Source organism: Pseudomonas sp. 9AZ (assembly GCF_902506525.1).
GTDB lineage: Bacteria > Pseudomonadota > Gammaproteobacteria > Pseudomonadales > Pseudomonadaceae > Aquipseudomonas > Aquipseudomonas peli.
Map to the genome: position 1 here is coordinate 3,086,266 of NZ_LR733840.1, position 20,142 is coordinate 3,106,407.

General features: G+C 61.3%; 21 protein-coding genes and 2 tRNA genes. 7 read left to right on the forward strand and 16 right to left on the reverse strand.

The features are described 5' to 3' along the window. Positions 1 to 47: 47 nt before the first annotated feature. Both ALTER154_RS14445 and ALTER154_RS14450 read left to right on the forward strand, forming a co-directional pair. On the forward strand, positions 48 to 932 hold the full coding sequence (locus ALTER154_RS14445) for an alpha/beta fold hydrolase (protein WP_160088064.1): 885 nt from the start codon (positions 48 to 50) through the stop codon (positions 930 to 932). 95 nt (positions 933 to 1,027) lie between these two features. Continuing rightward, positions 1,028 to 1,101 (forward strand) — tRNA-Gly (locus ALTER154_RS14450). Positions 1,102 to 1,159: 58 nt separating this feature from the next. Here the strand turns inward: ALTER154_RS14450 and ALTER154_RS14455 are convergent. After that, positions 1,160 to 1,609, reverse strand: coding sequence for a tyrosine-type recombinase/integrase (locus ALTER154_RS14455; protein ID WP_256665639.1), 450 nt, complete (start codon positions 1,607 to 1,609; stop codon positions 1,160 to 1,162). 558 nt (positions 1,610 to 2,167) lie between these two features. Here ALTER154_RS14455 and ALTER154_RS14460 point away from each other — a divergent pair. Beyond that, entirely contained in the window at positions 2,168 to 2,371 is a 204-nt protein-coding gene (locus tag ALTER154_RS14460; protein WP_160088066.1) for a hypothetical protein, read from the forward strand. 84 nt (positions 2,372 to 2,455) lie between these two features. Here the strand turns inward: ALTER154_RS14460 and ALTER154_RS14465 are convergent, their stop codons facing one another. Beyond that, on the reverse strand, positions 2,456 to 3,826 hold the full coding sequence (locus ALTER154_RS14465; protein WP_160088068.1) for a heavy metal sensor histidine kinase: 1,371 nt from the start codon (positions 3,824 to 3,826) through the stop codon (positions 2,456 to 2,458). Further along, on the reverse strand, positions 3,823 to 4,494 hold the full coding sequence (locus ALTER154_RS14470; RefSeq protein ID WP_090251882.1) for a heavy metal response regulator transcription factor: 672 nt from the start codon (positions 4,492 to 4,494) through the stop codon (positions 3,823 to 3,825). Before ALTER154_RS14470 ends, ALTER154_RS14465 begins: the two co-directional genes overlap by 4 nt. A gap of 147 nt (positions 4,495 to 4,641) precedes the next feature. On the opposite strand from ALTER154_RS14470, the gene ALTER154_RS14475 reads away from it, so the two are divergent. Beyond that, positions 4,642 to 5,142 (forward strand): heme-binding protein, encoded by a 501-nt coding sequence (locus ALTER154_RS14475; RefSeq protein WP_160088070.1) that lies wholly within the window; start codon positions 4,642 to 4,644, stop codon positions 5,140 to 5,142. Positions 5,143 to 5,156: 14 nt separating this feature from the next. Further along, positions 5,157 to 5,567, forward strand: coding sequence for a hydroxyisourate hydrolase (uraH, locus tag ALTER154_RS14480; protein WP_160088072.1), 411 nt, complete (start codon positions 5,157 to 5,159; stop codon positions 5,565 to 5,567). Positions 5,568 to 5,702: 135 nt separating this feature from the next. Here the strand turns inward: uraH and ALTER154_RS14485 are convergent. After that, positions 5,703 to 5,777: transfer RNA gene (locus ALTER154_RS14485), tRNA-Arg, on the reverse strand. A gap of 134 nt (positions 5,778 to 5,911) precedes the next feature. On the opposite strand from ALTER154_RS14485, the gene ALTER154_RS14490 reads away from it, so the two are divergent. Continuing rightward, complete coding sequence (locus ALTER154_RS14490) at positions 5,912 to 6,391, forward strand: GNAT family N-acetyltransferase (protein ID WP_160088074.1); 480 nt, start codon at positions 5,912 to 5,914, stop codon at positions 6,389 to 6,391. A 142-nt stretch (positions 6,392 to 6,533) separates the two neighbouring features. On the opposite strand, the gene ALTER154_RS14495 is transcribed toward ALTER154_RS14490, so the two are convergent. After that, a complete protein-coding gene (locus ALTER154_RS14495; RefSeq protein ID WP_160090150.1) occupies positions 6,534 to 7,586 on the reverse strand; it encodes a Glu/Leu/Phe/Val dehydrogenase dimerization domain-containing protein in 1,053 nt (350 codons plus the stop codon). Positions 7,587 to 7,667: 81 nt separating this feature from the next. Next, a complete protein-coding gene (locus tag ALTER154_RS14500; protein ID WP_160088076.1) occupies positions 7,668 to 11,135 on the reverse strand; it encodes an indolepyruvate ferredoxin oxidoreductase family protein in 3,468 nt (1,155 codons plus the stop codon). A 201-nt stretch (positions 11,136 to 11,336) separates the two neighbouring features. Between ALTER154_RS14500 and ALTER154_RS14505 the strand changes: the two genes are divergently transcribed. Beyond that, on the forward strand, positions 11,337 to 11,804 hold the full coding sequence (locus ALTER154_RS14505; RefSeq protein ID WP_160088079.1) for an Lrp/AsnC family transcriptional regulator: 468 nt from the start codon (positions 11,337 to 11,339) through the stop codon (positions 11,802 to 11,804). An 18-nt stretch (positions 11,805 to 11,822) separates the two neighbouring features. Here ALTER154_RS14505 and ALTER154_RS14510 read toward each other — a convergent pair whose 3' ends face one another. Genes ALTER154_RS14510 through phnG form a run of 10 tightly spaced genes read right to left on the reverse strand, consistent with a single transcriptional unit; the run spans position 11,823 to position 20,133 of the window. Then, a complete protein-coding gene (locus tag ALTER154_RS14510) occupies positions 11,823 to 13,046 on the reverse strand; it encodes a nitrate/nitrite transporter (protein WP_160088081.1) in 1,224 nt (407 codons plus the stop codon). After that, positions 13,043 to 13,807, reverse strand: coding sequence for a phosphonate metabolism protein PhnP (phnP, locus tag ALTER154_RS14515; protein WP_160088083.1), 765 nt, complete (start codon positions 13,805 to 13,807; stop codon positions 13,043 to 13,045). Before phnP ends, ALTER154_RS14510 begins: the two co-directional genes overlap by 4 nt. Continuing rightward, positions 13,798 to 14,361 (reverse strand): phosphonate metabolism protein/1,5-bisphosphokinase (PRPP-forming) PhnN, encoded by a 564-nt coding sequence (gene phnN / locus ALTER154_RS14520; RefSeq protein ID WP_160088085.1) that lies wholly within the window; start codon positions 14,359 to 14,361, stop codon positions 13,798 to 13,800. The genes phnP and phnN overlap by 10 nt, the downstream gene beginning before the upstream one ends. Next, positions 14,361 to 15,506 carry an alpha-D-ribose 1-methylphosphonate 5-triphosphate diphosphatase gene (locus tag ALTER154_RS14525; RefSeq protein WP_160088087.1) on the reverse strand — a complete coding sequence of 382 codons (1,146 nt, stop codon included), beginning with the start codon at positions 15,504 to 15,506 and terminating at the stop codon, positions 14,361 to 14,363. The genes phnN and ALTER154_RS14525 overlap by 1 nt, the downstream gene beginning before the upstream one ends. After that, the gene (phnL, locus tag ALTER154_RS14530; RefSeq protein WP_160088089.1) at positions 15,496 to 16,221 is read right to left on the reverse strand and encodes a phosphonate C-P lyase system protein PhnL; all 726 of its coding nucleotides are present in this window, start codon (positions 16,219 to 16,221) and stop codon (positions 15,496 to 15,498) included. Before phnL ends, ALTER154_RS14525 begins: the two co-directional genes overlap by 11 nt. A 52-nt stretch (positions 16,222 to 16,273) precedes the next feature. Beyond that, entirely contained in the window at positions 16,274 to 17,083 is an 810-nt protein-coding gene (phnK, locus tag ALTER154_RS14535; RefSeq protein WP_160088091.1) for a phosphonate C-P lyase system protein PhnK, read from the reverse strand. After that, positions 17,080 to 17,958 (reverse strand): alpha-D-ribose 1-methylphosphonate 5-phosphate C-P-lyase PhnJ, encoded by an 879-nt coding sequence (locus ALTER154_RS14540; RefSeq protein WP_160088093.1) that lies wholly within the window; start codon positions 17,956 to 17,958, stop codon positions 17,080 to 17,082. The genes phnK and ALTER154_RS14540 overlap by 4 nt, the downstream gene beginning before the upstream one ends. Continuing rightward, entirely contained in the window at positions 17,955 to 19,046 is a 1,092-nt protein-coding gene (locus tag ALTER154_RS14545; RefSeq protein WP_160088095.1) for a carbon-phosphorus lyase complex subunit PhnI, read from the reverse strand. The genes ALTER154_RS14540 and ALTER154_RS14545 overlap by 4 nt, the downstream gene beginning before the upstream one ends. Beyond that, on the reverse strand, positions 19,046 to 19,657 hold the full coding sequence (gene phnH, locus ALTER154_RS14550; RefSeq protein ID WP_160088097.1) for a phosphonate C-P lyase system protein PhnH: 612 nt from the start codon (positions 19,655 to 19,657) through the stop codon (positions 19,046 to 19,048). The genes ALTER154_RS14545 and phnH overlap by 1 nt, the downstream gene beginning before the upstream one ends. Next, a complete protein-coding gene (gene phnG / locus ALTER154_RS14555; RefSeq protein ID WP_090251837.1) occupies positions 19,657 to 20,133 on the reverse strand; it encodes a phosphonate C-P lyase system protein PhnG in 477 nt (158 codons plus the stop codon). The genes phnH and phnG overlap by 1 nt, the downstream gene beginning before the upstream one ends. Between the last annotated feature and the right edge of the window lie 9 nt (positions 20,134 to 20,142).

The window sequence follows — 20,142 nt, forward strand, 5'->3', positions numbered from 1 at the left end:
GGCACCGCCGTTTTGTCATGCCCATTTTTGCGCCAGGAGGAAACGACATGAAGCCAGCCACCGCTGTCGTCGATATACACAGGACGTTCAAGGTACACACGGAGTTCTATGCCAACCCCAGCGCGCGCAAGACCATCATCCTGATCAACGGCTCGCTGGCCACCACCGCCGCCTTTGCGCAAACCATCAAGTACCTGCAACCACAGTTCAATGTGGTGCTTTACGATCAGCCCTACGCCGGCCAGTCCAAGCCGCACAACAGCCATAGCCGGCCGATCAGCAAGGAAGATGAAGCCACCATCCTGTTGGAGCTGATCGAACAGTTTCAGGTCGACTACCTGCTGTCGTTCTCCTGGGGTGGCGTCGCCGCCATGCTCGCTCTGGCGCAACGCCCGGCGCGTATCGAAAAGGCGGTGATCACCTCCTTCTCGCCGTTGCTTAACGCACCGATGCTCGACTACCTGGAAAAAGGCATGACCTACCTGAATGCCATCGACGGCGAAAAGGTCGGCCAGCTGGTCAACAGCACCATCGGCAAATACCTACCCTCCCTGTTCAAGCGCTACAACCATCGCCATATCAGCAGCCTCGACAGCCACGAGTACCTGCAGTTGCACGCGCACATCAACCAGGTGGTGCATATGGACAACCACTGCCAGATGGAATGCCTGGCGGCCATCGACATCCCGCTCCTGTTTATCAACGGTGAGCACGATGAATACACCTCTCCGGATGACGTGCGCCTGTTTGCTGAGTACCTGAGTGACTGCCAGTTCGCCACTATCGACAACACCGGGCACTTTCTCGACATGGAGCACAAGAAAGCCTGGCTGCAGAGTCAGTCCGTCATGCTCAAGTTCCTGCAGGCCCCGGCACGCATCAGTTCCAGCAACCGTCCACAGCACGACCTGCACCACGCGATAGCCGTATGAACCACCGCTATGCCCCAAGCCTGCAACGCCCAGCCACAGATAGCCGCGCTGCAGGCTTCATTTCGGCCAAGACTTCCGGTATAAAGGCACCCGCTGCGGGCGTCGTATAGTGGTAATACCCTAGCTTCCCAAGCTAGAGCTGTGGGTTCGATTCCCATCGCCCGCTCCAAATCGCAGTTATAAAGCCCTGATTTCTAAAAAGATTTCGGGGCTTTTTGCTTTCTGGCCTAGGTCGGCGTCGAGAAAGTATCGAAGATTGGATTGCAGCGCAAAGCTTCCTGCAGGTGATCCTGTGCCAGATGTGCATAGCGCATGGTCATGGTGACGGACGCATGACCAAACACCTTCTGCAGGGCCAGGATGTTCCCGCCAGTGATGACGAAGTGATAAGCGAAGGTATGGCGAAGCACATGCTCAGCCTGGCCATCAGGAAGCTTGATCGAGGTGGAGTCCAGAACACGGCTGAAATGCCGGATACAGTTCGGGAACGGACCTTGGGCCTTGAAGTAGTCCAGAAACGTACTTTCAAGGTCTGGATAAATAGGGATGCTACGAGTCCGGCGCGACTTGCTGTTGGCGAAGGTCACAGCACCGTTTTTCACCCTTTCAGGTGCAAGCCCTTGAGCCTCCCCCCAACGTGCACCAGTAGCCAGACAGACGCGAGCGATCAGCGCCAAATTTCGCAGTTCAGGTAAGTGTCAAAGTCTGCAGCAGCTCGGTTACCTGGGCATGAGAAAGGAACGATAGCGGGCGTTCCTGCAGGCGCAGGGCACGAGCCTTAAAGGCTGGCTGATCAAGCAAGCTTACGAGATGACGACATGGAATCGTCACGGATGGATCTGAGGTCAAGTGCATCCTCGTTCAGCTGATGAATAACCCTGAGCATCTGCTGCCGAAGGACTTGATCGCCTGTACGTTCTGCAGCGCGCATGAGTGCAATGGCTGCGTCTTCGTTGTGTTCAGCAATGATAGTTAACGTTTTGCGTGCGTTGCGGTTCAAAATCTTGCCCTCGAGTGAAGACGGCAAGGTAGTAGACAATTATTACGGATTGGTTGCAGAGAACGAGCCGCAGACGAATGGACCTGAACTCGTCACACGCGTGCAACAATCTGCAGAGAATATGGAGTCATCTGATGCTCATCAGGTGCTCCTCCTAAATTAAGATTTGACCGACGTTTGTTGGTCTTTTTTGCCTAAAACTCACGGTTCGATTCAATTCGCGAGAGGAACTGGCATGGAAATCTCGATTTCAAAGATGGTGATAGAAGACGGCGAGAAATGGTTAGTAAACACCGGGGCTATAAAGCTTAACTTCAAGGATCAGGCTTCAGCTGTCGAGTTCACCGAAAAGCTAAAAGAACGTATCGAAGCGCCGCACAAGCTGCCGAGTAGTGCGCTAGAGCCAATCACTTCAGCGTTTGCTGTAGAGAACGTTTAAGCCCTAAAAATCAAAGTCCCCACAAGAACTCAAAACATAAAGCCCCGACTTCTAACCAGATTTCGGGGCTTTTTACTGGGTGGCTTAAGCACTATCCAGCGGAAATAGCAGACTGAAGCGCGTGCCCGCCTGGGCGCTGGTAACACGAACCTGACCGCCATGGGCATGCATGATCGAACGCACAATGGCCAAGCCCAGGCCACCCGAATCATCGGGCTGGTTACGCGAGGGGTCGCAGCGATAAAAGCGTTCAAACAGACGCGACAGGTGTTCGGCGGCAATGGGTTCACCGAAGTTGTGCACGCTGATCTCAACGACTCCATCGCACAAACTGCTGCTGATGGTGACAGCACTGTCAGGTATGCCGTAACGCAGCGCATTCGCCAACAGGTTAGCCAAGGCGCGACGGACTAACTGCGGGTCGGCGACTAAAGTGCCACTGCCCTTGTTAATCAACTCGATGTTGCACTCCTGTGCTGTGCCATCGAAGTACTCGCAGAGCTGTTCGACCAATTCGTGCAGGTCAACCAGTTGCCGGTTGATCGAAGCATCAGCCTGCTCGGTACGCGCGAGAAACAACATACTGTCGATCATTCGCGCCAATCGGTCGTACTCCTCAAGATTGGAAACCAGCAAGTTCTGGTATTCATCCACTGAACGTGGACGTGCAAGGGTTTGCTGCGCGTGCCCCATTAGGTTACTCAGCGGAGTGCGCATCTCATGGGCGAGGTCTTCTGAAAAGCGCGAGAGCTGGGCAAAGCCATCTTCAAGACGCGCGAGCATCAGGTTTAACGCCTTGCTGAGCGCCTGCAATTCGCTGACATCTTTAAACTCATCCAGGCGCAGGTGTAGGTGCTGCACGTCAATGGCAGCGGCGCGCATTGCCAGCTGTCGCACCGGCTGCAAACCACGCAGGCTGACCAGCCAGCCGAACCCAAACGCTAAGAATGCGCCAACCGATAAGGCCAACCAGAGTTTGAGGCGATACGCCGCTAGCATCTGCTCACGCTCGCTGAGCAACTTTCCGGCAATCAGGGTTAGGCGACGATCGCCTCGGGTGACATCCAACCAGGCCAGGCGCAAAGGTTCAGTGCTTGGGCTATCGCCTAGGGTGGCTCGCTCGGCAGCTGGCAACACGGGCAGCGGCATCAAGGTTGGGTTGATCTCGATCAGCCGCTGCCCGGCGTCATCGATAATCCACAGCAAACTATCGCGATTACCCAGCATGTTTTCATAGAGCTGCGGTCTGCTGCGCAGGGCCTCAATGCTCTGGCTGTCGTCAAGCAAGGCCTGCATGCGCTCCAGCCGGCCAAGCAATGCCTGATCATCGCGCCAGGCAATTTCACGCTGCAGCGATTGGTACAGGGAAAAACCAATTAGGCCCAATAACAACGTGCTGACCAAGGCGAACATCACGGCGAGGCGCACGCTCAACGCGCGCGGCCACAGTCTCATGACTGCGCCTCAAGCATGTACCCCATGCCGCGCACAGTGTGGATCAGCTTAAGCTGGTATGGGTCGTCGACCTTGGCGCGCAGGCGGCGGATGGCCACATCGACCACATTGGTGTCACTGTCGAAATTCATCTGCCAGACATGCGAAGCAATCAAGGTACGCGACAACACCTCCCCCTCACGGCTGAGCAGCAAGTGCAGCAGAGAGAACTCCTTGTTGGTCAGGGTCACGCGTTCACCATTGCGGGTGACTTTGCGCCGTAACAGGTCTAGATGCAGATCAGCCACTTGAAACTGCTCAACCTCACGCGGCGGCCCACGACGCAGCAAGGTACGAACCCGAGCCAGTAACTCGGCGTAAGAGAAGGGTTTGACCAAGTAATCATCAGCGCCCAGCTCCAGCCCTTTGACACGGTCCTCCACCGCATCACGCGCAGTGAGAAAAAGTACCGGTGTTTGCAGCTTGCGCCGAATGATCTGCAGCAGCTGCCAGCCATCCAAACCGGGCAACATGACATCAAGAATGATCAGGTCGAACTCATGTTCCTGCACCAGGTGCTGGCCATCCAGACCATTCAGGGCAACGTCCACGCGATACCCCGACTCACCTAAGCCTTTGCTCAAGTAATCCGCGGTTTTTACTTCGTCTTCGACCACCAGAATGCGCATCTTTTCCTCCAGCACAGGCGCATAGCCTAGGCCGTTCTGCGCGGCGCTCCCATTACAAATTAGTAATCCAAGCGCAATCCGTTTGACGGTGACGCTTGGGCAGCATGGTCACCCATCGCTCAGCTGAGCCCAACCCTGGAGACCGATATGTTACTTCGCACCGCCACCTTGTCATTACTCGCACTGGCCATGGGTTCTTCTGCCGCATGGGCCGCCAACGAGAAGGTTGCTCAGCGCCAAGACGTAACCCTGGCCCTGGCCAACGACCTGCTCAGCGCGACGCTGACCGCGTGCCATGCCGAGGGACGTACCGGCGTTGCCGCCGTAGTCGACCGCGGCGGCAACCTGGTTGCGGTGCAGCGTGATGACAATGTCGGCCCGCACAACACCGTGGCGGCGCAGCGCAAAGCCTTTACCGCCCTGTCAACTAAAACCGCGACACGCCTGCTGTCTGAGCGTGCCCGCAACAACCCGGATGCCGAGAACCTCAACACCCTCGATGAGCTGCTGCTGCTCGGTGGCGGCGTGCCATTGAAGGTGGGCGATCAGGTCATCGGGGCAATCGGCGTAGCCGGTGCTGGCGGTGCCGAAATTGATGAAGGCTGCGCCCTGAAAGCCATTGCCCAAGTTTTACCTACCACTCACTGATTAGGAGTCACACCATGAAACTGCTGAAAACCCTGTTTGCCGGCGCTGTCCTCAGCGGCCTTTCATCCCTGGCCCTGGCAGCTGGTAACCCGCTGAGCGTGCACGTGCTGAACCTGCAAGACGGTCTGCCTTCGCCTGAAGTCAACGTGACCCTGGAAAAAAAGGACGGTAAAAACTGGAACATGCTCAACAGCGGCGCAACCAACGAACAAGGCCGCATTACCGCCCTGTACCCGGAAGATAAAGCCCTGGAGAAAGGCACCTACCGCGTGACGTTCAAGACAGGAGAGTGGTTCAAGAAACACGCCACGGCGAGCTTCTTCCCTGAAGTGCCGGTGATCTTCGAAGTCGACGGCACCGTGCCGCACTATCACATACCGTTGCTGCTCAGCCCTTACGGCTTTTCGACCTACCGCGGTAACTAAAGCACAGGCTTTAAACAAAAATGCCCGCTTTATGCGGGCATTTTTCTGTAAGCCAGTTGCAGCGTGATCAAAGCGATGAGCAGAACACCTGATTAAACTGAGGTTCACACAGTGACTGTGCAAGCACAGGAAAGATGGCGTTCCCAACTGGATTCGAACCAGTATCTAGCCCTTAGGAGGGGCTTATTCTATCCATTGAACTATGGGAACTGAGGCTGGATAGACGGGCCACCAGCGGGCGGCATCTTAGCGAGACCGCAGGCGTTTGTCATGCCGCTGCCATCATCTCGGCGCCATACTGCCAACTGACTGCCAACCGGTTGTCATAAGGAGAGGAGATCGCCATGCGCCCCGCTGCTTCGCATCATCTGCCGGATTCGCCTTTTGCCGATTTTCACCTGCGTGCGGTCAGCGTTAACGATGCCGCTGCCCTGGCTGCCTTGCTGCAGCAGCTAGCGCCCGATGAGCCGCGCGCCGATGCCAAGCTGCTGGCGTTGCGCCTGAGCGAGCTGCCAGTGAGCCGTGTGGTGCTGGTGGCCGAGCGTGACGGCAAGTTGCTCGGCACCTGCACGGTCAACCTGATTGAGCACCTGGCGCACAACTTTGCCCGCTCGGCGATTCTTGAAGATGTGGTGGTGGATACTGAGGCGCGCGGCCTGGGGATTGGCCAGGCGCTGATGGGCAAAGCCATCGAGCGCGCCCGCACCTGGGGGTGTTACAAGGTCGCGCTGTCCAGCAGCCAGAGCCGTGAGGCCGCCCATGCTTTTTATGCCAACCTAGGCTTTAAGCCGCATGGGATTAGTTTGGCGCTGATGCTGGAGTAAGCAGCTGCCAAAGGCCTTTGTCGCGGCGGCGACGCCTAGTCCATGCTGGCGAATCGCTGTTGACCTGAAAGCATCGCGGGCATGGCCCGCTCCTACGGTTTTCGCCGAACCTGCCAGCAATGCTGATCAACATTTAGCTGCTTTAACGGCCGAAGCGCTCTTCGGCCAGCTGATCGGCGATTTCTACGGTGGTTTTGCTCGCCGCATCGGCGCGCTGGAAGATCTGTTCCAGGGTCGCGCCGATGCCTTCGATATGCGCCTTGAGCTGTGCGGCGCTGCCACCACTGCGACCGTAGTAAACATCAATAATGCCACCGGCATTGATCGCGTAATCCGGTGCGTACAGGCATTCGTTGCGGCGCAGGGTTTCCGCCAGGCTGGCATCGGCCAGCTGGTTGTTGGCGGCCCCGGCGATAATTGGCGCGCGCAGGGCTTCCAGGGTTTGCTGGTTGATAATGCCGCCCATGGCGCATGGCGCGAATACATCGACATCCAGGCCGAAAATCGCCTGCTGGCTGACAGCGGTTGCGCCCAGTTGCTCGACCGCGCGACGCACATTGGCTTCGACGATATCGGTAACCCACAGCTCGGCGCCGGCGGCTTTCAGCTGGCGCGCCAGGTCGAAGCCCACCTGCCCTACCCCCTGGATCGCGACTTTCAAACCGTGCAGATCATCACGGCCCAGGCGGTGTTTGACTGCGGTCTGGATGCCGATAAACACCCCGTAAGCGGTGGACGGTGACGGATCGCCATTGCGCGTGCCGCCAGCGAACGCTTCGCGCAGCTCGGCGCCGGATACGTGGCGCGTGCGCTCGGCCATGATCTGCATTTCCGCAACGCCGGTGCCGGAGTCGGCGGCCGTGATATAGCGCCCGCCGAGGCTGTCGACAAAATCACCCATGGCCTGGAACAGCGCCGCGCTCTTGCCGGTATGCGGGTCGCCGATGATCACTGCCTTGCCGCCCCCCAGCGGCAAGTTGGCAAGGGCCGATTTATAGGTCATGCCACGCGACAGGCGCAGCACATCGCGCAGCGCTTCATCGTCATTGGCGTAGGGCCACATGCGGCAACCGCCGAGGGCCGGGCCGAGGTTGCTGTTGTGAATGGCGATAATCGCCCGCAGGCCGCTGGCCTTGTCGTGGCCGTAGACCACCTGCTCGTGGTGGTCGAAATCGATATGGGAAAACACGGAAATAGGTGCCTCGTTTTTTTGTTGTAAGAGGTCGCCCTCTCCCGGTTAAGGGAGAGGGTGAAGGTTATAAGCGTCAGGGGTTTGTTATGCAGCCGGCTCGAACAACTGCACGGCCTGGATCTCGCTAACCAGCATGCGCGCTTTGAGCTGGCTGCTCTGCTCGCGCACCTTGGCCAGGCTGCGTTCCTTGACGTGGCCATAGCCGCGGATCTGCTCCGGTAGCTCGGCCAGGGCCAGCGCGGTGCGGTAGTTGTCGACGTTGAGTTCCTTGAGCAGGTAGTCCAGGTTCTGCTCGTAGTCGTCGATCAGGTCCAACTCCAGCTTGCGCTCAGCGCTGTAGCCGAACAGGTCAAGCGGCGTGCCACGCAGAAACTTGAACTTGGCCAGCACGCCGAAAGCCTTGAGCATCCAGGCGCCGAACTGACGCTTGCGCGGCTCGCCGGTGCTGGCATCGGGCTTGCTCAGCCAGGACGGTGCCAGGTGGAATTCCAGACGGTAGTCGCCGCTGAACTGCGCCTCCAGCTGACGGATAAAGCTACCGTCGCTGTACAGCCGCGCCACTTCATACTCGTCCTTGTAGGCCAGCAGTTTGAAGTAGTAACGCGCCACGGCCTTGCTCAGCGCCTGGTCAGCGCTCTTGTCGAGCTGCTGCACCCGCGCCACCTGCTCGCGGTAGCGCTCGGCGTAGGCGGCGTCCTGGTAGGCCGTCAGGCGCACCACGCGGTCAGCGATGATTTCTTCCAGGGTCTGGCAATGCGGCGCCTCGATCACTTCCGGCTTGGCCAGACGTTCCACGGCGACCGCATCATGGGCGGCGCGACGGCCCCAAAGGAATGCCTGCTGATTAAGTTGCACGGCCACGCCGTTAAGCTCGATGGCCTTGTTGATGGCCTCGGAGGAAACCGGCACCAGGCCCTTCTGGTAAGCGAAACCGAGCATAAACATGTTGGTGGCGATGCTGTCGCCGAGCAGGCGGGTGGCCAGGCGGCTGGCATCGACAAAGTGGGTTTTGCTCGCGCCGACCGCTTCGATCAGCGCCTCGCGCATGGCCGCGCCAGGTACTTGGGCATCGGGGTTGCGGGTGAATTCGGCGGTGGCCGCTTCATGGCTGTTGACCACCGCGTGGGCGATCTTGTCGTTCAGCTTGGCCAGGGCCTCTTCGCTGGCAGACACCACCAGATCGCAACCCAGCAGCAGGTCGGTTTCCCCGGCGGCGATGCGCACGGCGAAGATATCGTCCTGTTTGGCGGCAACGCGAATATGGGTGATCACCGGGCCGAATTTCTGCGCAAGGCCAGCCTGATCGAGCACGCTGCAGCCCTTGCCTTCGATATGCGCAGCCATGCCGAGCAATGCGCCGACGGTGGTGACACCGCTGCCGCCAACACCCGGCAGGAGGATATTCCAGGGACGATCCAGCGCGGGTTGGCGCGGCTCCGGCAAGGCGATAAATAGCGCGCCCAGGCCGACGGCCGTGGGTTTGCGCAGGCTGCCGCCGTGCACGGTGACAAAGCTTGGGCAGAAGCCTTCAACGCAGCTGAAATCCTTGTTGCAGGAGTTCTGGTCGATCTCGCGCTTGCGCCCCAGTTCGGTTTCCAGCGGCAGCACTGAGAGGCAATTGGACTTGACGCTGCAATCGCCACAACCCTCACACACCGCAGGGTTGATAAAGGCGCGCTTCTGCGGATCAACCAGCTTGCCGCGCTTGCGCCGACGACGTTTCTCGGTGGCGCAGGTCTGGTCATAGATGATCACTGAGCAGCCCTGGAACTCGCGCAGCTCACGCTGCACGGCATCCAGGTCACGGCGATGGTGGAAGGTGACGATGGGCGCGAAGGTGTTGCGGGTTGGGTATTTCTCCGGCTCGTCGGTAACCAGGGCGATGCGTTTCACCCCTTCGGCGTACACCTGCTGGCTCAGTTGATCGACGCGCAGCTCGCCGTCGATGGGCTGGCCGCCGGTCATGGCCACGGCGTCGTTGTAGAGAATCTTGTAGGTGATATTCACCCCGGCAGCCACGGACGCACGCAGGGCCAACTGGCCGGAGTGGAAGTAGGTGCCGTCACCGAGGTTCTGGAAGATATGCGGGGTGTCGGTAAACGGCGCCTGACCGATCCAGGTCGCGCCCTCGCCGCCCATCTGGGTAAAAGTATCGGTGTTACGGTCCATCCACTGGGTCATGTAGTGGCAACCGATGCCGCCCTGGGCGCGGCTGCCTTCCGGCAGTTTGGTCGAGGTGTTGTGCGGGCAACCGGAGCAGAAATGCGGGGTGCGCACAGTGGTGTGCTTGGGCGCTGCCAGCGATGCTTCCTTGGCCGCCAGGAAGGCCAGACGCTCGTCGATGCTGGCGCTGCTGTAGATCGGCGCGAGGCGCTTGGCGATGGCGCGGGCGATCATCGCCGGGGTCAGTTCGGAGAGATTCGGCAGCAGCGAATGGCCGGCCTCGTCGAACTCGCCCACCACGACCGGGCGCTTGCCCACGGGCCAGTTGTAGAGCTGACCGGTGAGCTGGTCTTCGATGATGCTGCGTTTTTCCTCGACCACCAGAATCTCGTCCAGACCCTCGGCGAACTCATGCACCGACACCGGCTCCAGCGGCCAGCTCATGCCGACCTTGAGCACGCGCAGGCCGACCTGGGCGCACAACGCTTCATCCAGACCGAGGTCATCCAGGGCCTGACGAACGTCCAGATAGGACTTGCCGGTGGTGATAATGCCCAGACGCGGGTTGGGTGAATCGAGCTTGATCTGGTTAAGGTTGTTGGCCAGCGCAAAGGCGCGGGCGGCGTAGATTTTGTAGGTGTTGAGGCGCGCTTCCTGGGCCAGGGGCGGGTCCGGCCAGCGGATATACACGCCGTCTTCCGGCAGCTGGAAGTCCTCCGGAATCTTCACCTGCATGCGCAGCGGATCGACATCCACCACGGCGGAAGAATCGACGTTTTCGGCGATGGTTTTCAGCGCTACCCAGCAACCGCTGTAGCGCGAAAGCTCCCAGCCGATGATGCCGTAATCGAGAATTTCCTGAACGTTGGCCGGGTTGAGCACCGGAATCGAGGCAGCGATAAACGCATGCTCGCTCTGGTTGGCGATGCTGGATGACTTACAGCCATGGTCGTCGCCGGCCAGCAGCAGCACGCCGCCATGCTCGGAAACGCCGGCCGAGTTGCCGTGCTTAAACACATCGCCGCAGCGGTCCACGCCCGGGCCCTTGCCGTACCACATGGCGAATACGCCGTCGTAGCGCGCACCGGGGAACAGGCTGGTCTGCTGGCTGCCCCACACCGAGGTGGCGGCCAACTCTTCGTTGACGCCTGGCTGGAAGTGGATGTGATTGTCTTTGAGGTACTGCTTGGCGTCCCACAGGCTCTTGTCGAGGTTGCCCAAAGGCGAGCCACGGTAGCCGGAAATAAAGCACGCGGTATTCAGGCCATGAGCTGCGTCGCGTTGCTTCTGCAGCATGGGCAGGCGGGTCAGCGCCTGGGTGCCGGTCAGGTAGAGGTGACCGGTAGCAAGGCGGTACTTGTCATCCAGGCGGATCTCGGCCAGAGACATGGTGGTGCTCCTGTTATTTTTATCGAGAGCTGGGTTGGCAACGGTGAATGCCACCCTTGTTAAGCCTAGTGCGGGATCACCCCACAAGGCGCATGGCCAAGAATATGACTGAGCAGTACGGAGATTTTCTTTCTATTTTCGGGATGAAAAGCCAATACTGCGCATGACCTTTCCAATAAATACAAGAATTCAGGAACAATCATGCAGGACTTGCTCAGCCCCATTGATCGGAAAATTCTCCGTCTGCTGCAACACAACGCCGACCTCTCCGCCGCCGAGATCGCCGAAAAGGTGGAATTGTCACAATCGCCCTGCTGGCGGCGGATTCATCGTATGCAGGAAGACGGCATTATCGAGCGCAAGGTGGCCCTGCTCAGCCACAAGCAGCTGGGCTTCAGCATCACCGTATTTGTCGATATCAAGCTGTCGGCGCACGGGCGCAGCAACCTGGAAGAATTCGAGCGCGCCGTGGTCGGTTACCCCGAGGTGCTGGAGTGCTTCACCATGGCCGGCGGCTCGGATTACCTGCTCAAGGTGGTGGCCAAGGACATCGCCAGCTACGAACGCTTTCTGCGCGACCACCTGCTGCAACGCCCCCATGTGCACGAAGCGCACTCGCATATCGCCATGAGCGAGGTCAAACGCACCACCGAGTTGCCGCTGGATTAAGGCGCGGGATCGCCTTGCCTATGCCGCCTCCGCACGCGGCTGGCGCAGGGTGCGTTCCGACTGCGCTTTGCCCGCCCACCACAATGCCAGCGGGCCGAGCAGCAATAGCAGGCCCATCAGGGCAAAGGCCGCCCACCAGCCGATCAGACTCTTGTCACCCAGCACATCCAGGCTGATGCCAAACAGCAGCGGCCCGAGAAAGGCACCACTAAAGCCGGTGCAGGAATACAGTGCCATGGCCGTGCCGCGGTGGCTGGCTGGGGCTACGGCGATCAGACCAGCCGTCAAGGATGACGAGTCGGCGGTGACAGTGATGCTGTAGAGCAACACCAGCACCAGCATCAGCCAGAACGGCAAGGCCGCACTCAGGCCGATAAACAGCGCCAGCACCGTCGAGCTGAGCATCACCGCGATCAGCCAACGCTGCCGACCGAAACGCAGCGCCAGCTCGTTGCCGAAGATGCTCGCGGGCATGCCGATCAGGGTCACCAGCATCGCCACCCAGGTGCCCGACAGCCAGGGATCGCTGCCCTGCAAGTGCCCGGAGAACACCACAAAGGCCACCACCCAGGCGCGCAGGGCAAACAGCTCAAGGTTATGCACCGCATACGCCAGGCAGTAAGCCGCCACCGCACGGTTTTTCAGCGGGGCCAGATCCAGCAGCTTGCGCGGCGCATGCTGCACCAGCGCTTTTGGCTGCAAGCCCCAATAGACCATGGCCCAGGCCAGCAAGGCGCAAACACCGCTGAGCAGCGTCGGCAGCTGCCAGCCGCCGAATTTGGCCAGCTCGCCGGCGAGGATAAACGACAGCGCCGTGCCCAAGCCGAAGCTCGCGGTATAGAACGCCACCGCGCGCGACTGCGCCGGCCCTTCGATCCGTTCGGACAGCGCCTTGAGCCCCGGCATATAGGTGCCGGCCAGGCCAACGCCCGCCAGCACACGCCAGGCCAGTGCGGACCAAAAGCCATCGGCAAAGACAAAGCCGGCATTGGCCACGGCAGTCAGCAACATCGCGGCGAGGTAGATCAGCCGCGCATCGTATTTATCGGTCAGCCCAGTCAGGATCGGCACTGCCACCATGTAACCGAGAAAGAAGCCGCCACCGATCCAGCCCGCCTGCGTGTTGTTCAGCCCCCACAACGCTTGAAAGTCGGGCAGCAAGGCGGCGAACAAGGCAAAGCCCGCCATGCCCAAGGTTTCCGCGCCGCACAGCAGCAGGGTGATGCGGCGGGCGTTATTCATAACACTCGCCCGTCAAAAGCCAGGCTTACGCCAGCTGGCAAGGCGCTGGGGTTATCCAGCAACCAGGCGTCGAAGCTATGGCCGATATGGGTCAGCACGGTTTGCCTGGGTTGCAGCTGCTCGACCACCTCCAGCGCGCGGGTCAGGTCGTTGTGGTTGCGCGGGGCGATGGGTTGCGGTGCGGTGGAGCAATCCAGCACCAGCAGATCCAGCGGCTGCTGGCGCAGCACCTCGGCGCTGGCTTCCGGCACGCCGAGGGTGTCGGTCAGATAGGCGATACGCCGCTGTTCGCCACTCGCCGTTAAGCCTTCCAGTAGATAACCAAAGGTCAGTTTGGAGTGATTAAGCGACAGCGCCGTGACGCTGAGCTCACCCAGTTGCCGCCGCTCGAAGGCGGCAAACGGCTGGCTGAAATCGAGAATGCCGGGGTGCTTGTACAAGTCGGCCAAGCCTTCTGGATCATCCGGGCCATGCACCGGAATAATCAGCCCCTGCCCCCAGCGCAGGTGCAGCAAGCCCTGTGCGTGATCAGCGTGGTAATGGGTTTGCAGAATGCCGCTCAGGCTATGGGGCGGAAAGCGCTCGCACAAATCGGTCAGCCCCGAGTCGATCAGCCAGCGCTGCGCGCCACATTCGATCAGCGCGCAACAGGGGCCACGGCGCCGCGCGGGGTAAACCCGTGCGCTGTTGCAGGCCGCGCAGCTGCAGTTGTACACCGGCACCTGACGGGCATCGCCGGTGCCGAGCAGGGTCAGGCGCATGCGCGGCTGGCTCCGATGAGTGCCAGCAGGTTGTCCCCGGCGCGCTCAATCGATGCGGAGTTATCCAGCAGATGCAGGCCATCACACTCGGCGCTGGCGGCATCGAACTGAGCATTACGCGCCAGTCGCTGCTCAATCTGCTCAATGTTCTCGCGGCCGCGCCTGAGCAAGCGTTCACGCAACACCTCAGGCTCGACCGAGAGCAACACGCCGATCAGATCGGGGTAACGCTGCAAAGCGTATGGCAAGTGCGCCCGCGAACCGTTGACCAGCACGTCCTGCCCCGCCGCCAGCCAGTCGTCGATCTGCCGGGGAATGCCATAGGCCAGGCCGTTGGCGTGCCAGCTCAGGGCAAAGGCGCCGGCGGCTTCCTGCTGGTCGAACTCGGCCGGCGACACGCCGATGGCGTCCTCACCCACCGCTTCCGCCGAGCGGGTGATGATCCGTCGGGCGATCACACAACCCCGTTCGGCCAGGCGCTCACGCGCGGCATTCAGCAGGCTGTCCTTGCCCGAGCCCGAAGGCCCCATCAGATAGATCAACCGGCCTGTCATCAGAACACCCTTTTCGCTTGTCGCCAGACTTGCTGGATCACCGCCTGACCCGCATGCACCTGCGCCTGCACCAGGTCGGCACGCAGGCCGACGCGGATTTCGCCGCGATCATGCAGCCCCGCCGCCTGTGCCGGCACGCGGCTGACGGTGGCAATCGCACGCGGCAGATCATAGCCGTTGTCCTGCCCGGCCAGCAGCAAAGCAGCCTGCAGCAGGCTGGCCGGGTAGTAGTCGCTGGAGAGGATATCCAGCACACCCTGCTGAGCCAGTTCAGCGGCGGCGATATTGCCCGAGTGTGAACCGCCGCGCACGATATTCGGCGCGCCCATCAGCACCTTCAGACCCAGCTCGTGGCTGGCCTTGGCGGCTTCCAGGGTGGTGGGAAATTCGGCGATGGACATGCCGAAACCAGCCGACTCCTGCACATGGGCAAGGGTCGCGTCATCGTGGCTGGCCACGGAAATACCACGGGCCTGGCAGTCGGTAACGATACTGCGGCGCTGACGGTCGCTGTACTGCCGCGAGTTACCCACCTGCTCGACGATAAAGGCATCCATCTCCGCTTCGCTGAGGTGGTACTTGCCCATGTAGTACTCGCGGTATTTGTCTTCCTTGGCGAACTGGCGCTGGCCCGGCGCGTGGTCCATCACCGAGACCAGTTGTACCAGCGGGTGCTCGACCAGATCGCGAAACACCGCGAGGGTCTCCGGATGGCAGACCTCGCAGCGCAGGTGCAGGCGGTGATCGGCGCGCATATGCCCGGCCGCTGCTGCTGAAGCAATCGCTTCGAGCATCGCCGGCAGCTGCTGCATGCGTTTGCCGCGTGGGTTTACGTCGCCAATTGCCAGGGCATCGAACACCGTGGTGATGCCCGCCGAGGCGATCTGCGCATCGTGGGTCAGCACTGCCGAAGCCGATGGCCAATCCACCCCCGGCCGTGGGCTCATGTATTTTTCCAGGTTGTCGGTGTGCAGCTCGACCAGTCCGGGCAGCAGATAATCACCGTTCAAGTTCTGCGCCTGGGGCAAACCGCTAACGCCCTCTTCTACTTGAGCAATCAGCCCGTCGCGCAGCACCAGGGTGCCGACAAACTCCTGCTCGGCGGTGACGATCCGCGCATTGGTAAGAATCTGTTCAACCGGCATATACGTACTCCTGCTGCGCCGCAGCGCTCATGTCCTGGCTCATATCAAGGTAACGATCGGCCACCGCCTCACGGGCGGCGCGGTCGTGGAAGATGCCGATCAGCGCGCTACCGGCGGCCTTGGCTTCATCGATCAGTTCCAGCACCACCTGGCGGTTGGCGTCGTCCAGGGAGGCGGTGGGTTCGTCCAGCAGCATCAACGGCCAGGCGACCATAAAGCCGCGGGCGATATTCACCCGCTGCTGCTCGCCGCCCGAGAAGGTGCCAGGGGCCAGCTGCCACAAGGCCTGGGGGATATTCAGGCGGCTGAGCAGGCTTTTCGCCCGCGCTTCGGCGTCAGCCTTGCTCCAGCCACGGGCCAGGGCCGGTTCCATCACCACATCCAGAGTGGCGACCCGGGGAATCACCCGCAGAAACTGGCTGACATAGCCCAGAGTCTGCCGGCGTACCGCCAGCACCTGGCGCGGCTCGGCACCGACCAGTTCGACCCATTCGCCGTTGTGCAACACGCGAATGCTGCCGCCAGCGGCCAGATAGTTGCCGTATAGGGTGCGCAGCAAGGTCGACTTGCCGGCACCGGATTGGCCATGCAGCACCAGGCACTCGCCGGCGCGCACGCTGAAATGCAGCCCGCTCAACACGTTCAGCACCACGCCGTGCTGCTGATGCAGGGTGAAGGTCTTGCTGAGGCTGGAGACCTCGATAAGCGTATTCATGATTGACCTCATATTGACCGGCAGCCCGCATGCAATCCGGGCTACGCACACGTCAGGGCTGTAGGACAGACGACACCAGCAGCTGCGAATAGGGATGCTGCGGGTCATCGAGAATCTGGTCAGTGAGACCGGCCTCGACCACATGGGAGCGGCGCATCACCATCAGCCGGTCCGCCAGCAGACGCGCCACCGCCAGGTCGTGGGTGACGATCACCACCGCCAGGTCCAGCTCGCGCACCAGGCCGCGCAACAGGTCGAGCAGACGCGCCTGCACCGATACATCGAGGCCGCCGGTGGGCTCGTCCATAAAGATCAGCCGTGGGCTGGAAACCAGGTTTCGGGCGATCTGCAAGCGCTGCTGCATGCCACCGGAGAAGGTGCGCGGCAGGTCGTCGATGCGCAGCGGGTCGATCTCCACCTGTTTCAGCCAGTCGATGCCAGCCGCGCGCAGTTCGCCGTAATGGCGCACACCCTGGGCCATCAGCCGCTCGCCGATATTGGACCCGGCCGACACGCCCATGCGCAGCCCGTCACGCGGGTTCTGCTCGACAAAGCCCCACTCGGTACGCAGCAGCGTGCGCCGCTGCGCCTCGCTGGCGCTGTATAGATCGACCCAGTTGCCGGCCGTATCGCGATAACTGACTGAACCGCGATCCGGCGGGCAGCGCCCGGAAAGCAGGCTAAGCAGGGTCGACTTGCCCGAGCCAGACTCGCCGACAATGCCCAGCACTTCGCCCGGATACAGATCGAACGACACGCCCTGGCAGCCTTTCTCCAGGCCGTACAAGCGGGTCAGATCGCGCACGCTGAACAGCGGCTGCGCCGTGTCGGTGTGCAGGTGCATTTTCTCGGCAGCACTCATTGCTCGCCCTCCTCTTCAAGGTCACGGCGTTGCATGCAGTAATCGGTGTCAGAGCAGACGAAGCGCTTGGTCCCGGCGTCGTCGACAATCAGCTCGTCGAGGTAGGAATCCTGGCTGCCACAGAAGGCGCAGCATTCGTCCCAACGCTGGATCTCGAATGGGTGATCTTCGAAGTCCAGACTCACCACCCGAGTAAACGGCGGCACGGCATACAGGCGCTTCTCGCGGCCAGCGCCGAACAGCATCAGCGCCGGACTCATGTGCAGCTTGGGGTTGTCGAATTTGGGGATCGGCGATGGGTCCATCACGTAGCGCTCATCCACCGTCACCGGGTAGGCGTAGCTGGTGGCGATATGGCCGAAGGTGGCGATGTCCTCGTACAGCTTCACGTGCATCACGCCGTAGTCTTCCAGCGCGTGCATGGTGCGGGTCTCGGTTTCCGAGGGTTCGATAAAGCGCAGCGGCTCAGGGATCGGCACCTGATAGACCATGATCTGATCGCCACTCAGCGCAGTTTCCGGAATGCGGTGGCGGGTCTGGATCACCGTCGCTTCGGGGGTACGGGTGGTGGTTTTGACCCCGGCGGTGCGGGCGAAGAACCGCCGGATCGACACCGCGTTGGTGGTGTCATCCGCGCCTTGGTCGATCACCTTGAGCACATCGTCAGCGCCAAGAATCGCCGCGGTCAGCTGCATACCGCCGGTGCCCCAGCCATAGGGCAGCGGCATCTCGCGGCCACCGAAGGGCACCTGATAACCAGGAATCGCCACGGCCTTGAGCAGGCCACGGCGGATCATGCGTTTGGTTTGCTCATCGAGGTAGGCAAAGTTGTAGCCGACCTCAGTTGCGTACTGTGTTTGGGCCTGGGCATTCATGCGCGTTGCTCCTCGGCGGCGGGCTGTTCGCTGGCCTGCTTGCGCAGTTTGCGGATCAGCTCCAGCTCGGATTGGAAGTCGACGTAGTGCGGCAATTTCAGGTGCGAGACGAAGCCGGCGGCCTCAACGTTGTCGCAGTGCATCAGCACAAACTCTTCCTGCTGCGCCGGGCCTTCGACCTCCTCGTTGTACTCCCCCGCACGCAGCGAACGGTCGACCAGGGCCATGCCCATGGCCTTGCGCTCGGCATAGCCAAAGGCCAGGCCGTAACCACGGGTGAACTGCGCCTGCTCGGCACTCTCACCAACGAACTGGTTGACCATCTCGCACTCGGTCACTTCGATATCGCCCAGCGGTACGGCAAAACCGAGTTCTTCCGGCTCCAGCCAGACCTCGACCTCGCCAATGCGGATCTCCCCGGCAAAGGGGTGATTACGGCCGTAGCCGCGCTGGGTGGAATAACCCAGCGCCAGCAAAAAGCCTTCATCACCACGGGCCAGGGCTTGCAGGCGCTGGGCCCGGCTGGCAGGAAAGTCCAGCGGCTCGCGGGTGATATCCGGCACAGCGGCGCCGTCATCCGCCTCGCGGGCCATCAAGCCTTCGTCGGCGAGAAAATCCAGCACCCGTGGGCACGGCGACAGTTCAGCCTGCGGATCAACTTGCGGCCCAGGCTGTTCGCCCTCGGCCAGCAGGGCAAAATCCAGCAGGCGGTGGCTGTAGTCGAAGGTCGGGCCGAGCAGTTGGCCGCCGGGCAGGTCCTTGAAGGTGGCCGAGATGCGCCGGCTCAGCTGCATCTGCGTGGTGTCCAGCGCGGCGCTGGCACCGAAGCGCGGCAGCGTGGTGCGGTAGGCGCGCAGCAGGAAGATCGCTTCCATCAGGTCGCCGGCCGCCTGCTTGATCGCCAGTGCTGCCAGTTGTGGGTCGTACAGCGAGCCTTCGCTCATCACTCGCGCTACGGCCAGGGGCATCTGCTCGCGCACCTGTTCGACACTGAGTTCAGGTATGGACGTATCACCACGGCGCTTTTTCGCCAGCAGTAAATGGGCATTGTCGATGGCGCGTTCACCACCTTTGACGGCGACGTACATCAGGCAGCCTCCTCGGCATTGAGCAGCACACGGGTGCTGCGCGGCAGGCCGATGACCTGCTCACCAGCGGCGAAGAAGGCATCCAGGCCACGGGGAAACGCACTGCGTGCCTGGCGCTGCTGCCAGAACACCGCCGGCAGCGGCAACTCGACGCTGCGTACGTCCTTGATGCCCGGCCCACGCCAGCGAAGGGCTGCGCCATTACTGAGGGCGTCGAGCTGGATCAGCAGGGTGCAGGACTGGTCCGGGTAGCGTTCGCTACCATTGTCGAAATCCGACAGGTCCGTCAGCTCGCTTTCATCGAGCAGGGCAAACAGCGCCAGTTCGCGCTCAGCGACAATCGGGCAGCCGCAGTGAAAGGCCAGGTTGGCGCGGATCGCCGGGGTGTCGAAACACGGCGCCAGCCACAGCGGCGTGTCTCCATCGAGAAACGCCAGGCACAGGGCGTAAGTAGCCGGTTGCAGGTTTTCCAGGGCCAGGGCGCGGTTAAGCGGTTGTATCAGGCCTGGCTCAGCCAGCGCCTTGAGGGCGCTGCGAAAGCTGGTCTGCGCATCCAGCACCGGGTCATTGAAGGCCGGTTGCAGCCATTGCGAGCTATTCGCCGCGTTCATCAGTCTTCTCCTCTGACCAAGGTAAAAAATTCCACCTGAGTGGTGGCGGTTTCGGCAGCCTTGGCCGCCTGTTGGGCGTGCTGTGCAGCTGCCAGGGGTTCGATCAGTCGGCTCAGCCAGTGCGGCTGTTCACTGCCCTGCAAATGCGCGTCGGCCAGAGCCGCCAGTTCGGCATGCTGCTTGTCGCGCCCGGCCACGTAGCTGTAACCGGTGCGGCCATCGGCCAGGCGCACCACGCAACGGGTCACGCTCATCTCGCCGAGGTTGAACGGGCTGCCGGTGCCGCCCATGCGCCCGCGTACCAGGGTCATGCCAATTTCCGGGGCGCGGATAAGGCGATAGTCAGCTTCCTTCAACGCCGACTCGTAGGTCGCCAGTTGGCCACCGGCACGGGCGAGTACGCCCATCCAGCGCTGGCGAATGGCGATCTGCGGATCGCTGTGCAGCAGGTTGCTTTGCGGTCGTGCGCGGTTCATCAACGAGCC

Bases quoted from the DNA above. Each gene is read 5' to 3' on its own strand.
- ALTER154_RS14445 (WP_160088064.1), top strand. From the start codon at position 48: ATGAAGCCAGCCACCGCTGTCGTCGATATACACAGGACGTTCAAGGTA.
- ALTER154_RS14460 (WP_160088066.1), top strand. From the start codon at position 2,168: ATGGAAATCTCGATTTCAAAGATGGTGATAGAAGACGGCGAGAAATGG.
- ALTER154_RS14465 (WP_160088068.1), bottom strand. From the start codon at position 3,826: ATGAGACTGTGGCCGCGCGCGTTGAGCGTGCGCCTCGCCGTGATGTTC.
- ALTER154_RS14470 (WP_090251882.1), bottom strand. From the start codon at position 4,494: ATGCGCATTCTGGTGGTCGAAGACGAAGTAAAAACCGCGGATTACTTG.
- ALTER154_RS14475 (WP_160088070.1), top strand. From the start codon at position 4,642: ATGTTACTTCGCACCGCCACCTTGTCATTACTCGCACTGGCCATGGGT.
- uraH (WP_160088072.1), top strand. From the start codon at position 5,157: ATGAAACTGCTGAAAACCCTGTTTGCCGGCGCTGTCCTCAGCGGCCTT.
- ALTER154_RS14490 (WP_160088074.1), top strand. From the start codon at position 5,912: ATGCGCCCCGCTGCTTCGCATCATCTGCCGGATTCGCCTTTTGCCGAT.
- ALTER154_RS14500 (WP_160088076.1), bottom strand. From the start codon at position 11,135: ATGTCTCTGGCCGAGATCCGCCTGGATGACAAGTACCGCCTTGCTACC.
- ALTER154_RS14505 (WP_160088079.1), top strand. From the start codon at position 11,337: ATGCAGGACTTGCTCAGCCCCATTGATCGGAAAATTCTCCGTCTGCTG.
- ALTER154_RS14510 (WP_160088081.1), bottom strand. From the start codon at position 13,046: ATGAATAACGCCCGCCGCATCACCCTGCTGCTGTGCGGCGCGGAAACC.
- phnP (WP_160088083.1), bottom strand. From the start codon at position 13,807: ATGCGCCTGACCCTGCTCGGCACCGGCGATGCCCGTCAGGTGCCGGTG.
- phnN (WP_160088085.1), bottom strand. From the start codon at position 14,361: ATGACAGGCCGGTTGATCTATCTGATGGGGCCTTCGGGCTCGGGCAAG.
- ALTER154_RS14525 (WP_160088087.1), bottom strand. From the start codon at position 15,506: ATGCCGGTTGAACAGATTCTTACCAATGCGCGGATCGTCACCGCCGAG.
- phnL (WP_160088089.1), bottom strand. From the start codon at position 16,221: ATGAATACGCTTATCGAGGTCTCCAGCCTCAGCAAGACCTTCACCCTG.
- phnK (WP_160088091.1), bottom strand. From the start codon at position 17,083: ATGAGTGCTGCCGAGAAAATGCACCTGCACACCGACACGGCGCAGCCG.
- ALTER154_RS14540 (WP_160088093.1), bottom strand. From the start codon at position 17,958: ATGAATGCCCAGGCCCAAACACAGTACGCAACTGAGGTCGGCTACAAC.
- ALTER154_RS14545 (WP_160088095.1), bottom strand. From the start codon at position 19,046: ATGTACGTCGCCGTCAAAGGTGGTGAACGCGCCATCGACAATGCCCAT.
- phnH (WP_160088097.1), bottom strand. From the start codon at position 19,657: ATGAACGCGGCGAATAGCTCGCAATGGCTGCAACCGGCCTTCAATGAC.
- phnG (WP_090251837.1), bottom strand. From the start codon at position 20,133: ATGAACCGCGCACGACCGCAAAGCAACCTGCTGCACAGCGATCCGCAG.